Genomic DNA, 14,709 nt, shown 5'->3' on the forward strand with positions numbered 1-14,709 from the left:
TCACAGGCGCTGTCAAGGGCGCCTGTGAGTATCGGCTGAAGCCGCTATTGATATGTACGCAATTTTTCCAGGAGTGATTTGGACGGGTAGCCGTCAGCCGGCAGCCCCAGGGCAATCTGGAAGTTTCTCAATGCCTTGCGGCTATTGGCGCCAATGATGCCGTCAACGCCGCCCGGGTCGAAGCCCACCTCTTTGAGTCGTCTTTGCAGTTCGAGCCGCTCACTGCGCGCCAATGGTTGGTCACCCTTGGGCCAGCTTGCCGTTATTTCACCCCGGCCCTGCATGCGCTCGGTTAACAGCCCGATTGCCAAGGCATAACTCGACGAGTTGTTGTAGCGCAGAATACTGCGGAAGTTGCCCAGAACCAGAAACGCCGGCCCCCGGTAACCCGCGGGTAGCAGGAGCGAGGCGGGCTGGCTCCCGTCAGCAAAGGTCAGCGGTCCCCCCTGGGCGCTTTTTACCCCTAACGCTGCCCATTCGGCGACAGTCTTGCGTATCGCCGTGTCTGCCAGCGCGTAATCAAAGTCTTCGGTCAGCGAAACTTCTGCACCCCAGGGTTGCCCACTATCCCAGTTGGACACTTTCAGATAGTTGGCGGCGGACCCCAAGGCATCGGCTGAGGAGTTCCAGATATCGCGTTTGTTGTCGCCGTCAAAATCCACGGCATGGCTGTTATAGGTCGTCGGTATGAACTGGGTCTGTCCCATGGCGCCTGCCCAGGAGCCAAGCATGCCGTCCGGGGCGATGTCGCCGCGCTGCAGTATTTCCAGGGCAGCCAGGAGCTGCGCGTGGGCAAAATCGGGCCGGCGGCCCTGATGCGCCAGCGTAGCCAGGGCGCGAATGACGTAGTTGTCGCCCATATTGCTGCCGAAGTTACTCTCCAGGCCCCAGATGGCGACCAGAATATGTCGATCGACCCCGTATGCCTGTTCAATGGCCCCCAGCGTTGATGCATGTTCATCCAGCAGGCGCTGCGCTCGACTTATACGCGTACTGGAGAGGGCGCCGTCCAGGTACTCCCAAACAGGGCGAGTGAATTCGGGTTGGCTGCTGTCGGCGCGCAGTATGCCCGGATCAGGCACAACACCAGCAAATGCACGGTCGAAAAGTGCCTCGTTGATGCCTGCATCGAGCGCCTGGCCTCTGAATTGCTGCTGCCATTGGCTGAAAGTCTGGTCTTGGGCGACAGGTTCGACGGCCGGCGTTTCCGCGAGGCCTGGAGCGCTGGCTGGAGCCGTTGTGGTAACCGGGCTTTCGGCATGAGCCTTCTGGATGGGTGTGTCGGCACAAGCTGCCAGCAGCAGGGCCAGGGTGGCTGTGGCCAGATAGCGAGTGGTGAAGGTCGGGCGAGGAGTGTTCATAGGCATTGAGATGTTCCGACTTGGATATATCGTGCAACTCTACCATGGCAAACAGTTGGTTCGTGACCGCTGATGGTCGTATCAGCGCGCATGGATACGACTCTGGCACGGTGTTAGTATGGCCGGCCAGACCAATCCGAGGGTCAGTCGATGCCGGTCCCGTCGCTTGAAGATAGCACTATCGAGAAACGTCGCTTGCGGGTCAGCGCCCGGGGCCTGCATCAGTGGCCCCAGGAAGAACCTGAAGATGCCTTCCAGATTCAGCGTTTTCAGCAGTGGGTTAATGGTCTGTCGGACGAAGGCCGCCTGAAACATCCGTTCTACTCCCTGGTGCTACCGGTCAGATCAGGATTCAGTGCGCGGATGGCCTACTACTTCGCCATTGGCGACTATGAGCAGGCCGATCTGCAACTGATCGACGCAATGATTCGCCCCGGCGACCGGGTAATGGAGTGCGGGGCTGGGGCCGGTGTCACCGGGTCCTTCGCGGGGATGCGCTCGCAGCAGCCTGTAGTGATTGTCGAGCCCAATCCGGCCATGTACGACCAGATACGAAACACCTTCGCCGCCAACGGCCAGACGTTGGAGCTTATTGAAGCGGCCGTGGTTGCTGACGCCTACCAGGCCGAGCATATCGAGCTGGGGATCTACGATGAATACTGGTGGAGCAGCGCACTGACACCCGCCAAGGCTGATCGCAGACTCACCGTGCCGGCCAGATCCCTTTCTTCCTTGCTTGGTGATCATGAGCCTACCGTACTGGTGCTGGATATCGAGGGTGGGGAATGCGGGTTATTTCCGGCTGAACTGCCAGCTTGTTTGCGCATGATTCTTATCGAAATTCACACGCCGGACATTGGTGAATTGCCCACGGTCGAACTGGTTAATCTGATCCAGAGTCAGGGTTTCAGGCTGTGTCGATTGCTGGCACAGACTTGGTTATTTCTCAGAACCTGATTCGGAATCATAGGGAAAAAGGACGATATTTGATAACATCGGAAACCATTCCGGCCGACTAATCCAACGGGCACTTGCTTGGCACTCATTATCAACGAATGTCGTGATCGGTGTTGACAGCGCTTCAGAATAACAAGGAGTAGTATGTTTTTCCGTTCATGGTCCTTGCACTACAGAGCCCCTGTTCTGGTGCTGCTGGCAGTGCTTTTTGCGCTAGGTTGGTTGTGGAGTACACCCTACACAATGTCGGGTTTTGACACTGCGACAAAATGGGATGACAGCAAAGAAATAAGCTCAGAGCCCGTTATGGAGCGGCGCTTTGTATCCAGCGACCTGGATGATTTCGTGCATTCTTCTTCAATCACCGCGCTACCTGGTGGCGATCTGCTAAGTGTCTGGTTTGCCGGCTCCCGTGAGGGAGCCGCTGATGTCCAGATTCGCGGTGCACGCTTTGATGCGGGTACGGGTGAATGGAGCAATGAAGAGGTTTTTGCAACCCGAGATATAACGCGCGCTGCGGTGGGCAAACCGATCCGTAAACTGGGCAACCCGGTTATAGCACTCGCGCCTGATGAGCGTCTCTGGCTGTTCTACGTGTCGGTCTCACTGGGTGGCTGGGCAGGCAGTGCGATCAATGTGATGGTGTCGGAAGATCAGGGCGTGACCTGGTCAAAGCCGCGTCAGTTGATCACCTCGCCATTTATCAACATCAGTACCCTGGTACGTAGCGCTCCGGTCTTTCACAAGGACGGTTCAATCGGCCTGCCGGTCTACCACGAGTTTCTGGGTAAATTTCCCGAGTATCTCTACCTCGACGCTGACGGCCGTGTGGTAGACAAATTCCGCATGGCGGACGGGACCCACTCGCTGCAACCTACGGTAGTGCCTCTGGACGAGCGGCGGGCAATTGCGCTGTTGCGCTACGCTGGAGAATCGGAGGAGGGTCATGTGCTGGCCACAGTAACCGCGGACGCAGGGCAGACCTGGAGCGAAGAGCGCTCAGTGGAGCCCTGGAACCCCAACTCGTCACTGGCGGCCGTGCGTTCACACCGCAATACGCTCCTGGTCGCTCAGAACAATCTCACTGATGGCCGGTTTCGTTTGACTCTGGACGAGGCCAGTTTCAGTTTGAGTACCTGGTCGTTGATCAATACGATCGATGAGTCGTCAGACGCAGATGGCGATCCCATTCCCCTGGAAAAGTATGAGCCGTTGATGCGTGAGAAGTTTCTCGAGGCCAGTGGTCCCAAGCGAGACGTTCTGCTCGACGAGTATATGCAGTTGCTTGAGGGGCGCGTTTGTCGCCGGGGACTGTGCAATTTCGACTATGAGTATCCCTACCTGATCCGCTCGGATGATGGACGTTTCCATATGGTGTATTCCTGGAACAACAGCTTTATCAAGCACGTTACTTTCAACAGGGCCTGGTTGGAGGCGCAGGAATGATTATTGCCAATTGGCAGGCGGTGCTCACTTTTGCGCTCATACTGTTTCTGCTGTTACCGCTGCGCCGGTTATCGCCAGCCTATCGCCTGGCGGTGTTGCTGGGGCTCGTGCTGGTGGCCTTGATACCGCTTTCCACCGGTTTGACGCTGGCTGGGCTGTTGCGCGGCTTGACGGATGATCTGGCGATGACCAGCATTGTCTGGCTGGTGGCTGCATCCATAATCAGACTGGGTTACCTGCCGCCCGTTCCGCTTGCTGCAAAATGGCCGCTCTGGCTATGCTTTGCCGTTCTCGGTCTGGTTTTGTATCCCGCAGCACTGGGTGTTGGCATGGTCGATACCTACCGATGGGGCTACAGCCCACGAGCGCTGCTAGTGCTCGTGGCTGCGCTGACGGTGCTCTTTGTGCTGCTGCGAAATACCCTGGGTGTGGTTATGCTGGCGTTTGCCACCCTGGCCTTCATTGTCGATTTGAAACCATCGGACAACTACTGGGATTATCTGATCGACCCCTTTATGGTGATCTACAGTCTCTCGGCGCTGATAATGTCGGTATTCCGCAGACGGGAACGGGATACCCAGCATGCTCCAGATTGAGTGCGCTCTGCATCTAAAAGCAATTTGAAGCCCCGTATAAAATTTTGGTTCGATGGCTGGGTGGCAGAAATTGAAAGAGGTGTTATTGAGGATCCCGTCTAATCTCCGCAGTTTGCTGATCATTTATCTGGTGGGTCTGCTGTTATGCCTCGGTTTGCGCCTCGCGCTGTGGGTGACTTATCCCGACTCGTTTGCAGGGATAACCATTCTGGAGGGGCTAAGGACATTATGGGTTGGCGCGAGGTTTGATCTGGCAGTCCTCACCCAGCTCAATGCCCTGATACTGCTGGCTCTACTGGTTCCGTTCCGATTTGCCGCCCATCCCTTATGGCGCCAGGGCTGGATGCTGCTTGCAATCCTGCCTCTTCTACTGGTTCTTGTGCTGGGCATAGCCAGCATCGCTTTCTATGGGGAGGTGCAACGTCATCTAGGAGCGGAGTTACTGTTCATGGTCAACGACTGGCCCTTCGTCGTTGACTTGCTGGTTTCGTCCAGACGCGAAGAATTCATCGCCCTGCTCATGGTTTCACTCCTCGGCGGTTGGGCCTGGTGGAAACTGATCAGATCCGACGTGATGGACGGACCGGCGCCACGCTGGCCCCACGCATGGCTTACCCTGGTTTTGGTGCTGCCCCTGCTTGTTTTGCTCGGACGTGGTCTGGTGTTGGATGGCAAGACGCTCAATGTCGTTGACGCCCATGCCCTGGGTGATGCCCGACTGGCTAACCTGGCAATGAATGCGGCGTTTTCTGTTATTCATACCAGTCGTAACCTCGACAAGGTACTGAAAAGCCCGGTTTCGGATTCCACTGAGGCGGCGCTGAGAAAAGAGCTCAATATTTCTCAAGCCAACCCCTTCGTGCGTCAATACGGCGACCAACCTACGCCCCACTCCAGCCCGAATATTGTCCTGATCGTTCTGGAGAGTTGGAGCAACGATTATATCGACGGGCTTTCTGGCAAAGATCTGGGCGTAACGCCCAATATGGATGCCTTGCTGGAGCAGTCACAGGTATATACCAACCACTATGCGGCCGCCCAGCGCAGCATCCAGAGCCTGCAAGCCATACTGACCGGCGTCCCTGTCCTACCCGGGCAACCGCGTCTGTCCGAGGGGCTGGAGCAGGTGGATATGTCGCGAGTAGGCAACCTGGCCGCCGAGCGAGGCTATGAGAGCGTGTTCGTGCAGTCTTCCACACGTCGCTCCTTCCGGATGAACGCCGTTGCGGCCAGCCTGGGTTTCTCTGAATATTTCGGACAGGAAGACATACCCCTGGTAATGGACTACCCCGAGCCCACGCCACGCTTTGGCTGGGACCACGACACATTACAGTTCTTTCATCAGCGGCTGGACAGAATGGCGTCAAAGGGGCCCTTCATGGGCGTGGTCTTTACCGGCACTACCCATGAACCTTTCGCCGATCCCGGCAAGCAATTTCATCGCTTTCCCCATGATAGCGCCAGCGAGAATGGCTACCTCAACACCCTTGCCTATTCCGATTGGGCTCTGGGGGAGTTCATGGCCAAGGCGAGGGCGAGCGACTGGTATGACGATACCGTGTTCCTGATAACCTCTGATCATGTATTGCGGGCATCCGCCGGCAGTCTGCGCAGTCGTTTCCACGTTCCGCTGGTTGTTTATGCTCCAAAGCTGATTTCAGCGCACCGATCCGACAAGCTTGTTTCCCATTACGATATCTTGCCAACCGTAGTCGATCTGATGGGCTCCACAGAGCCATTTGTTGCTTTTGGGGAATCGATATTTCGCGACGCCCTTCCTGATGAAGCCTGGGTAAATCAAGGCGAAATGGTCGGCTTGCTGCGCACCAATAGCGAGCTGGAGTTCACTCCGGCGCGCCTTGCCGTATCCTTTTCCGCAGAATCGACCGCAGCTCGATCCCTCGCCCCGGATCAATATTCGCTCGAGCTCCGCGCCGCTTTGCTGACGCACCTGGTGATCGACAAGCTCAATCTGAATAACTGGACACGGGGACTGGATCGCTAATTCGGGCTGAAACCTGATGTGGCTAGCCGACGGTTATCATCCGGGACCTGGTCTGTGGTATCTGATCGAAAGACACCGGGTGATAGCGTCTGGCTATTTTGTATGCTAAGGTCCGGCCTTTTATTTTACTCGTTGCGAACATGTTCATGTCTTTTATCTCCGGCGTTACGCCACCATAGCGTCCCACACCCCGGCCTTTTCGTGGCTTCCTTCCTGCGCGCGCTTGCGTGCAATAATTTTCGCGTAAAAAAAACAACAAGACGCTCTAACTGAACCGGACAGCCGGATCAGAACGCGTCTTTTTGTGTTTGGGTTTTACCAGCCCGTAACATTGGATCAAAAATTGAACATTCCAACCACGACTCTCGGCAGTGCGTTTGCGCACAATTTTCTCGGCAATGCGCCTAAGTGGTACAAGCAGGCTATCCTTGCATTTCTTGTTCTGAACCCGGTATTCCTCTGGCTGCTCGGCCCGTACGTAACAGGCTGGATTCTGGTCGCGGAATTCATTTTCACCCTGGCCATGGCGCTCAAGTGCTACCCGCTTCTTCCGGGAGGATTGCTCGCCGTAGAAGCTTTACTGATCGGCATGGCCACCCCCGAGGCGCTCTACGCCGAGATGCTACTGAATTTCCCGGTGATCCTGCTGTTGATGTTCATGGTGGCCGGCATCTACTTCATGAAAAGCCTGTTACTGCTGGTTTTTACCCGAATACTGCTTGGCGTGCGCTCCAAGTCCTCCTTGAGTTTGCTGTTCTGCCTGACCGCGGCATTGCTCTCAGCCTTTCTCGATGCCTTGACCGTCACCGCCGTTATTATCAGCGTGGCAGTGGGGTTCTATTCGGTTTACCACAAGGTAGCCTCCGCTCCCCACAAGACCCAAACAGAGAAAGTGGTTCATCCAGATGACGAGGCCCTTGAGCTGCATCGTGATGATCTGGAGTCATTTAGGGCTTTCTTGCGCAGCTTGCTTATGCATGGCGCAATTGGTACCGCCTTGGGTGGCGTATGCACGCTGGTGGGGGAGCCGCAGAACCTGCTGATCGCCAAAACAGCAGGCTGGGATTTTGCAGAATTCTTTATGCGTATGGCGCCGGTAAGTTTGCCTGTCCTGGCCGCAGGCTCGCTTACCTGCGTGTTGCTGGAAAAAACCGGCTGGTTCGGGTACGGGGCAAAGATTCCCCGTAATGTGCGTCGTGTGCTCGAGGAATTCGCCGCAGAAGAACAGCGCAAGCGAGGGAAAGCGCAGCAGGCTCAGCTCATTGTTCAGGCGTTTGCGGCTCTGGTACTGATCCTTGGTCTGGCTTTTCATGTTGCTGAAGTCGGTCTGATCGGTCTGCTGGTGATTATTGTGATGACCAGCTTCAATGGCGTTACCGACGAGCACCAGATTGGCAAGGCGTTCCAGGAAGCTCTGCCGTTCACTGCGCTGTTGGTGGTGTTTTTCGCCATTGTTGCGGTCATCCATCAGCAACATCTGTTCAGCCCGATCATTGCCATGGTGCTGGCGCTGCCCCTCGACGAACAGCCCGGCATGTTCTTCCTCGCCAACGGACTGCTGTCCATGATCAGCGACAATGTCTTTGTTGCCACGGTATATATCAGTGAAATCAAGCAGGCGCTTGATTCAGGGCAGATCGATCGGGAGCACTTCGAACTGCTGGCTGTTGCGATCAATACGGGTACCAACCTGCCAAGCGTAGCTACACCCAATGGTCAGGCGGCTTTTTTGTTCCTGCTGACCTCTGCCATCGCGCCACTGGTGCGTTTGTCGTACGGACGGATGGTCGTCATGGCGCTACCCTATACTGTGGTTCTCGGGGGGGTAGGTTATATCGCGGTAGCAAACTGGCTCTAAAGCCCGTGTTTAAGGAGTAAGCAAAATGAAATTAGCGAACCTGAATGGCGTTACGCCACCTTAATGTACGCATTCTCTGACGCCGCAGTTATTTTAGGTCCAACTGATGACTGGGCACGATATATGTCGCTGGAAATGGGATGAAAGTCAGAGGGAGCGTCCGGAGTGATAAATGATCGCTTCTAGCCGCTCCTGCTAAAGCAGTCAGGAGCTCGTAATGTCCTCGTCACCTATGTATGAAGAAAAACAAAACACGGAGCTGAACGAAAGTTCTTTTCATAACACGGTAAAAACAATGTTTGATCGTGCTGATATTCAGATCAACGGCGACCGTCCGTGGGATATACAGCTCAATCACCCCGGCGTCCCCGAGCGTGCGCTGTCCAAAGGCAATCTGGGCTTGGGTGAAGCCTATATGGATGGCGACTGGGACTGCCCGCATCTGGACGAGTTTTTCTGTCATCTACTCGACGCCCGTCTTGATAAGGAAGTGCAGCCACTGCGCCTGGTGATTCACAGTTTGCGTGCCCGCCTGCTTAACCTGCAGACCATGAAGCGAGCGTGGCAGGTCGGCGAGCAGCATTACGATCTAGGCAATGATTTCTATGCCGCCATGCTCGATGAGCGAATGACCTACACCTGTGGTTACTGGAAAGATGCAGAGACGTTGGAGCAGGCGCAGACCAACAAGCTCGACCTTATCTGCCGCAAATTGCAGCTTGAGCCCGGAATGCGTGTATTGGATATTGGCTGTGGCTGGGGGAGCTTCATGAGCTATGCAGCTGAGCATTACGGTGTGGAGTGCGTGGGTGTAACAATTTCCAGTGAGCAGGCCGCCTGGGTGAAGGCTCGCTACCCTGACCTGCCACTGGACTTCAGGTTGATGGACTATCGCGATCTGGAAGAGAAATTCGATCGCATAGCTAGCGTAGGCATGTTCGAGCATGTGGGTCGTAAGAATCATCGTATATTCATGGAAGTAGCCCACCGCTGCCTTGAAGATAACGGCCTGTTTCTCCTGCACACAATTGGCAAGAACACCCGCAAGTCTGCCCCGGATCCCTGGATCGACAAATACATTTTTCCCAATGGAGACCTGCCCTCCATCGGACAGCTGGGAGATGCTGCAGATGAACTTTTTGTAGTTGAGGATATGCACAACTTTGGCGCCGATTACGACCGTACCCTGATGGCATGGCATGAGAATTTCGAAAAAGCCTGGCCGCGATTTTCCAATCAGTTGGGCGAGCGCTTTCACCGGATGTGGCGGTATTACCTTTTGTCTTGCGCTGGAGCATTCCGGGCGAGAGATATTCAGCTCTGGCAGTGGGTGCTCTCCAAGGAAGGCGTAAGCGGTGGGTATCAGCGTGTGTCCGAGTGAGTTCTTGATGGCTTGAACAGAAAGCTAACAGGCTACGTTGTGTGCGAATTGAAAGCATTTGGTTGATAGCCTGCGGCTATCTCCTGTGATAGAGTACGCCCCCTCTAAACGGACCCCTTACCGGACAAGCCGATGAACAGTTTTCCCGGCGCTACGCCGCCATAGGTTTTACCTCCCCAGATGACACTTTGTCATCCGCAAGCTATACCTTTGCTTGTGTGTAGTTGCCCTGGTAAACAGCGCTAAAGTCTGGCGCTATTGTTTACCCAAGGCAGTCTTTATCCGGCCTGATCTTATCTGGCTGTGAATTAAATCCTGAGTTTCCTGATACGACCCTGTTATTTTTGCCGTTGAAAGCTGTGCCCTGGTTGCCCCATTCGGGATCGTCAGGCGAACACGGCATGCAGCAAAAAGTCCGGGCCCTTATTTTCCAAGTGGACGAATTGTATGACCCTGATGCAATCAGTAAGACAAGATTGGTTTTCCAACATCCGTGGCGATATTCTCGCTGGTGTTGTGGTAGCCCTGGCGTTGATCCCCGAGGCGATTGCGTTTTCGATTATTGCCGGAGTGGATCCTAAGGTCGGTCTGTACGCTTCGTTCTGCATCGCGGTGGTGATTGCTTTTACCGGTGGACGTGCAGGTATGATTTCGGCAGCAACCGGTGCCATGGCGCTTTTGATGGTCACCCTGGTACGCGACCACGGGCTTGAATACTTGCTGGCGGCAACGATACTGTGCGGCCTGCTGCAGATTGGTGCCGGCTACCTCAAGCTGGGATCACTGATGCGCTTTGTTTCACGTTCTGTGGTGACGGGCTTCGTCAACGCCCTGGCAATTCTCATCTTCATGGCCCAGCTGCCAGAGCTGACCAACGTTACCTGGCATGTGTATGCGATGACGGCAGGTGGTCTGGCGATCATCTACCTTTTCCCGTACTTACCCAAAATCGGCAAGATGATTCCTTCGCCGCTTGTTTGCATTGTGGTACTGACTCTACTGGCGCTCTATCTGGGACTGGATATTCGTACCGTCGGTGATATGGGCGAACTGCCCGATACTCTTCCGATATTCCTCTGGCCCCAGGTGCCGCTGAATTTCGAAACCCTGATGATCATCTTCCCTTACTCTGCTGCGCTCGCGGTAGTGGGCCTCCTGGAATCGATGATGACGGCCACTATCGTCGATGACCTGACTGACACGCCCAGCGACAAGAACCGCGAGTGCAAGGGTCAGGGTATCGCTAACATTGGTTCAGGCCTTCTCGGTGGTATGGCCGGTTGTGCAATGATTGGTCAGTCGATCATCAACATCAAATCAGGTGGTCGCACGCGGCTTTCCTCCTTTGCAGCGGGTGTCATTCTGTTAGTGATGGTAGTGTTTCTGGGTGATTACCTGTCGTTAATTCCCATGGCGGCACTAGTAGCAGTGATGATCATGGTCTCGATTGGTACCTTCAGCTGGGATTCACTGCGCAATCTCAAGAAGCACCCGTTGTCGACCAATATTGTCATGGTGGCCACCGTGGTTGTGGTGGTTGCTACCCATAACCTCGCTTACGGCGTGTTTGTGGGCGTGCTGTTGGCAGCCATGTTCTTTGCCAACAAGATGGGCCACTACCTGCATATTGGCAGCGATTCGATTGCTGAAGGCATTGAGCGTCGTTATAACGTTGTTGGCCAGGTGTTCTTCAGTTCCAGCGACAAGTTCGTCGGCGCCTTTGACTTCAAGGAAGCCCTTGATAAGGTGGTGATCGATCTGTCCCGCGCGCATTTCTGGGACATTACGGCGGTTGCCGCGCTCGACAAGGTGGTGATCAAGTTCCGCCGTGAGGGCACCGAAGTCGAGATCATCGGACTCAACGAGGCCAGCGCGACCATCGTCGACCGCTTCGGAGTACACGACAAGCCTGACGCCGTTGACCAGTTGATGGGTCATTAAATGAACAAGGAGAATAAACCGATGACCAAGAATACCGTTCTGGCCTGCATCGACGGGTCGCTTTCCTCGACGGGTGTATGTGATTACGCGGCCTGGGCCAGTCTGGCCCTGGACGCCCCGCTGGTCTTTATCCATGTGCTTGACCAGCAGCATGCTCAGCCTCGCGGTGATCTGTCAGGCAACATCGGCCTTGGCAGTCGAGAGCACCTGCTCGACGAGCTGGCCGAGCTGGATGAGAAGCGTGGCAGGTTGATGCGTGAGCAGGGTCGCCTGATGCTGGAGGCTGCAGTTGAGCGCGCCCGCGCCGATGGCGTACCAGAGCCGCTCAGCCGGCAACGTAACGGCGATTTGGTTGAAACCCTGAATGAGCTTGAGCACGAGATTCGCTTACTGGTCATCGGTCGCCAGGGTGAGGTAGGTGATTCCGTGGGCCAGCATGTGGGTAGTCACCTGGAAAGCGTGATCCGCACCATGCATCGGCCGATCCTGGTCACCGCTGGCGAATTCCGCAAACCCGCCAGCGTGATGCTCGCGTTCGATAACAGTGCGACTACACGCAAGGGGGTCGAGATGCTCGCGGACAGCCCCTTATTCGTTGGGCTACCGATCCATTTGGTGATGGTTGGCGCCGATACCAATGATGCCTGGGAAGCAATCAACGCTGCCAAGAACCGGTTGGAAAAGGCCGGTTTTGAGGTTCATGTAAATATCAAGGCCGGTGAAGTCGAGAAGGTGCTGATGGACTACGAACAGGAGCACGATATCGACCTGCTGGTCATGGGTGCCTACGGCCACTCGCGGATCCGTCAGTTTTTTGTGGGTAGTACCACGACCAATATCCTGCAGAAAACGTCCCGTCCCGTCTTATTGCTGCGCTGAGTAGCTGATATGGACTCGACGCTGCGAGCCGAGTTGGATGGGCTGCTTCATCGCCGCATTGCCGAGTTTGAGGCGGGTTGTGCAGCGGGCTCTTCGCGCAGTGAGGCGGTCGAGCTGGACCAAGCCAGGGTCGGTCGCCTGTCACGGATGGATGCAATGCAGCAGCAGGCTATGCTTGATGCCACGAAGATACGTAACCAGCAGGAACTGAAAAGGCTGGTCAGGGCGCTGGCACGCGTTGAGTCAGATGACTTCGGCTACTGCGAAGAGTGCGGCGAACCTATAGCCGCCGGGCGGCTGAGGATTGATCCGGCGGCCCATCTGTGTGTGGAGTGTGCAGCCCAGCACTGAACTTTCGACCCGTGCCCCGAATACACAAAACCTCCGAGGCCAGACAGTGATACGAAGGGAGAGAACGTGAAACTGAAGCGACTTTTACGACCAGTGGGGCGTGCGTTGCCATTTATTGCCGCGATTGCATTGGCCGCATGGGTACTGGATCCGCCCGAGCTGCCTGATTTATCCAATGAGAGTGATGATACCCAAGAGAGGGTGCTGCAGAGCTGGCAACTCGGCGAGGTGGTGGTGCTGGTGCGGCACCTGGAGCGCTGTGACCGTTCGGAGTGGCCCTGCCTGGATGGGCGGGACGGCATCACCGCGCGTTCAGTGGATATCGGCAAAGCGTTGTCAGAGGATTTCTACCAGTTGGGTCTGGATCAGGCGATGTTGTACAACAGCCCGATGACCCGTACCGACCAAACTGCGGATATTCTGTTCGGAGATCATAGCGGTGATCGCAATTGGCTGAATAAATGCCGTAAAAGCGATTCGCTTTTAAAGGATGTCATGCATTTCAAGCAGCCCGGCAAAAACCTTGTACTGATAACACATAGCACCTGTATTGCCCGGTTCGAGGAAGCGCTCGGATTCTCAAGCGACACACCGGATTACGGTACTTCGATCTTCCTCATAGCGAAAACGGATGTTGGCCATCCACGCGTCAAGGGCTTCCTTGATGTAGAAGACTGGGATCGGGTGTTCGAGGCCAACGACGTCCTCTAGTCGCCGAGCCTGCTACGCTGAGGCTCTTGCCGCGGTGGCCGCCAGGGCTGCCGAAGCTGCCGTATACACGGCAAGCAGCGCTACCAGGCCGGCGATGCCGACCCCTGCGTCCAGAAGCAGCCCCAGGGCCACCGGCGCTACCGCAGTGGAGAGCACCATGATGGCCTGCATCACCGACCGTATTGCGCCGATGTGGCGCACTCCATAGCGTTCCGGCCACAGGGCGCCGAGGGTGGCGTTCATCGCGCCCTGGCTCAAGCCGAGTAACCCGAGGAACAGCCAGGGTATCCAATCGGCACCGCTTAAGCCGAGCACCAGCAGGCCGGAGAGCAGCGGTATCAGCGCCACCGGCAAGAGCTTTTGCGCGCCGACACGATCAATCAGCACGCCGGCCAGAAACAGACTCAGGAAGTGTCCGGCGCCGTAGCTGATGAACGCACGGGCAAAGTCTTCCAAGCTCCAGCCACGGAGCGTTGTGATCGCCCCCTGGTGGAAGAACAATGCCGTGACGATAAACGGGACTGCTATCGAGGCAGGTAAAAGCAGATAGAATCCGCGGTCGCGCAGCACCTCAGCACGGGTCCAACCAGTCAGGGTATGCTCGGCGTGATCACCGCTTGCCTGTGGATGACTGGCATTACGGCTTAGCCAGAGCATCAGGGGCAATAGTACGATGAGCAGGATAACCGCCGAGGCGATCCAGCTTCCACGCCAGCCAACAGCTACCACCAGTGCCGAGATCAGCAGCGGTAACACCGCCTCTGACAAGGGAAAACCGCTGGCGCTGAAAGCCACTACCTTGCCTCGATTAAGACTGAAATAACGTCCGGCCGTGGTCATGCCTATATGCGAGAGCATGGCCTGACCGCCAAACCGCACTAGAAGAAACCCGAGCGCCAGCATCCACAGGTACCCGGCCAGGCCCAGCATCAAACAGCCAGCGCTGAGTACCAGGATGGCCATCAGTGTGACCCGGCGCAGCGACCAGTGATCGAGCAGGGAGCCGAACCGCAGCAGCAGCGCGGCCGAGCACAGGGTGGCGAGGCTATAGGTCAGTCCGTAAAGTGAATGAGAAAGGCCGAAAGCGTTGCGCAATTGATCGCCGAAAAGGCCGAGCAGGAACGTCTGGCCGAACCCCGAAGAGGCCGTAGCGAGCAGCGCAAATAGAGCCAGGGAGGGGTTTTCCTGAAGAAACGGCAGAAGGCGCCTGAACAGCATGGGTA

General features: G+C 56.1%; 12 protein-coding genes. 10 read left to right on the forward strand and 2 right to left on the reverse strand.

The window, feature by feature from the left end; all coding sequences use genetic code 11:
• Nucleotides 1–44: 44 nt before the first annotated feature.
• Nucleotides 45–1,367 carry a lytic murein transglycosylase gene (locus FZF01_RS11615; RefSeq protein WP_150278346.1) on the reverse strand — a complete coding sequence of 441 codons (1,323 nt, stop codon included), beginning with the start codon at nucleotides 1,365–1,367 and terminating at the stop codon, nucleotides 45–47.
• A gap of 144 nt (nucleotides 1,368–1,511) precedes the next feature.
• On the opposite strand from FZF01_RS11615, the gene FZF01_RS11620 reads away from it, so the two are divergent.
• From FZF01_RS11620 to pmrG, 10 genes are all read left to right on the forward strand, one after another.
• A complete protein-coding gene (locus FZF01_RS11620; RefSeq protein WP_150278347.1) occupies nucleotides 1,512–2,318 on the forward strand; it encodes an FkbM family methyltransferase in 807 nt (268 codons plus the stop codon).
• 144 nt (nucleotides 2,319–2,462) lie between these two features.
• Nucleotides 2,463–3,764, forward strand: coding sequence for a sialidase family protein (locus FZF01_RS11625; protein WP_223825490.1), 1,302 nt, complete (start codon nucleotides 2,463–2,465; stop codon nucleotides 3,762–3,764).
• A complete protein-coding gene (locus tag FZF01_RS11630) occupies nucleotides 3,761–4,360 on the forward strand; it encodes a hypothetical protein (RefSeq protein WP_223825491.1) in 600 nt (199 codons plus the stop codon). Before FZF01_RS11625 ends, FZF01_RS11630 begins: the two co-directional genes overlap by 4 nt.
• Nucleotides 4,361–4,445: 85 nt before the next feature.
• A complete protein-coding gene (locus FZF01_RS11635) occupies nucleotides 4,446–6,365 on the forward strand; it encodes an LTA synthase family protein (protein ID WP_188434402.1) in 1,920 nt (639 codons plus the stop codon).
• Between the two features lie 349 nt (nucleotides 6,366–6,714).
• Nucleotides 6,715–8,223, forward strand: a complete 1,509-nt coding sequence (gene nhaB / locus FZF01_RS11640; RefSeq protein WP_150278517.1) for a sodium/proton antiporter NhaB — start codon at nucleotides 6,715–6,717, stop codon at nucleotides 8,221–8,223.
• A 295-nt stretch (nucleotides 8,224–8,518) separates the two neighbouring features.
• Entirely contained in the window at nucleotides 8,519–9,604 is a 1,086-nt protein-coding gene (gene cfa / locus FZF01_RS11645) for a cyclopropane fatty acyl phospholipid synthase (protein ID WP_229734544.1), read from the forward strand.
• A 456-nt stretch (nucleotides 9,605–10,060) separates the two neighbouring features.
• A complete protein-coding gene (locus tag FZF01_RS11650; RefSeq protein WP_373286440.1) occupies nucleotides 10,061–11,545 on the forward strand; it encodes a SulP family inorganic anion transporter in 1,485 nt (494 codons plus the stop codon).
• Nucleotides 11,546–11,566: 21 nt separating this feature from the next.
• Nucleotides 11,567–12,424 carry a universal stress protein gene (locus FZF01_RS11655; RefSeq protein WP_150278349.1) on the forward strand — a complete coding sequence of 286 codons (858 nt, stop codon included), beginning with the start codon at nucleotides 11,567–11,569 and terminating at the stop codon, nucleotides 12,422–12,424.
• A 9-nt stretch (nucleotides 12,425–12,433) separates the two neighbouring features.
• Nucleotides 12,434–12,775, forward strand: a complete 342-nt coding sequence (locus tag FZF01_RS11660) for a TraR/DksA family transcriptional regulator (RefSeq protein ID WP_150278350.1) — start codon at nucleotides 12,434–12,436, stop codon at nucleotides 12,773–12,775.
• Between the two features lie 66 nt (nucleotides 12,776–12,841).
• Complete coding sequence (gene pmrG / locus FZF01_RS11665; RefSeq protein WP_150278351.1) at nucleotides 12,842–13,486, forward strand: lipopolysaccharide core heptose(II)-phosphate phosphatase PmrG; 645 nt, start codon at nucleotides 12,842–12,844, stop codon at nucleotides 13,484–13,486.
• 12 nt (nucleotides 13,487–13,498) lie between these two features.
• Here pmrG and FZF01_RS11670 read toward each other — a convergent pair whose 3' ends face one another.
• Nucleotides 13,499–14,704, reverse strand: coding sequence for an MFS transporter (locus FZF01_RS11670; RefSeq protein ID WP_150278352.1), 1,206 nt, complete (start codon nucleotides 14,702–14,704; stop codon nucleotides 13,499–13,501).
• Between the last annotated feature and the right edge of the window lie 5 nt (nucleotides 14,705–14,709).

Source organism: Halopseudomonas salina (assembly GCF_008641105.1).

Bases quoted from the DNA above. Each gene is read 5' to 3' on its own strand.
- cfa (WP_229734544.1), top strand. From the start codon at position 8,519: ATGTTTGATCGTGCTGATATTCAGATCAACGGCGACCGTCCGTGGGAT.
- FZF01_RS11650 (WP_373286440.1), top strand. From the start codon at position 10,061: ATGCAATCAGTAAGACAAGATTGGTTTTCCAACATCCGTGGCGATATT.
- FZF01_RS11670 (WP_150278352.1), bottom strand. From the start codon at position 14,704: ATGCTGTTCAGGCGCCTTCTGCCGTTTCTTCAGGAAAACCCCTCCCTG.
- FZF01_RS11620 (WP_150278347.1), top strand. From the start codon at position 1,512: ATGCCGGTCCCGTCGCTTGAAGATAGCACTATCGAGAAACGTCGCTTG.
- FZF01_RS11660 (WP_150278350.1), top strand. From the start codon at position 12,434: ATGGACTCGACGCTGCGAGCCGAGTTGGATGGGCTGCTTCATCGCCGC.
- FZF01_RS11625 (WP_223825490.1), top strand. From the start codon at position 2,463: ATGTTTTTCCGTTCATGGTCCTTGCACTACAGAGCCCCTGTTCTGGTG.
- FZF01_RS11630 (WP_223825491.1), top strand. From the start codon at position 3,761: ATGATTATTGCCAATTGGCAGGCGGTGCTCACTTTTGCGCTCATACTG.
- FZF01_RS11615 (WP_150278346.1), bottom strand. From the start codon at position 1,367: ATGCCTATGAACACTCCTCGCCCGACCTTCACCACTCGCTATCTGGCC.
- FZF01_RS11655 (WP_150278349.1), top strand. From the start codon at position 11,567: ATGACCAAGAATACCGTTCTGGCCTGCATCGACGGGTCGCTTTCCTCG.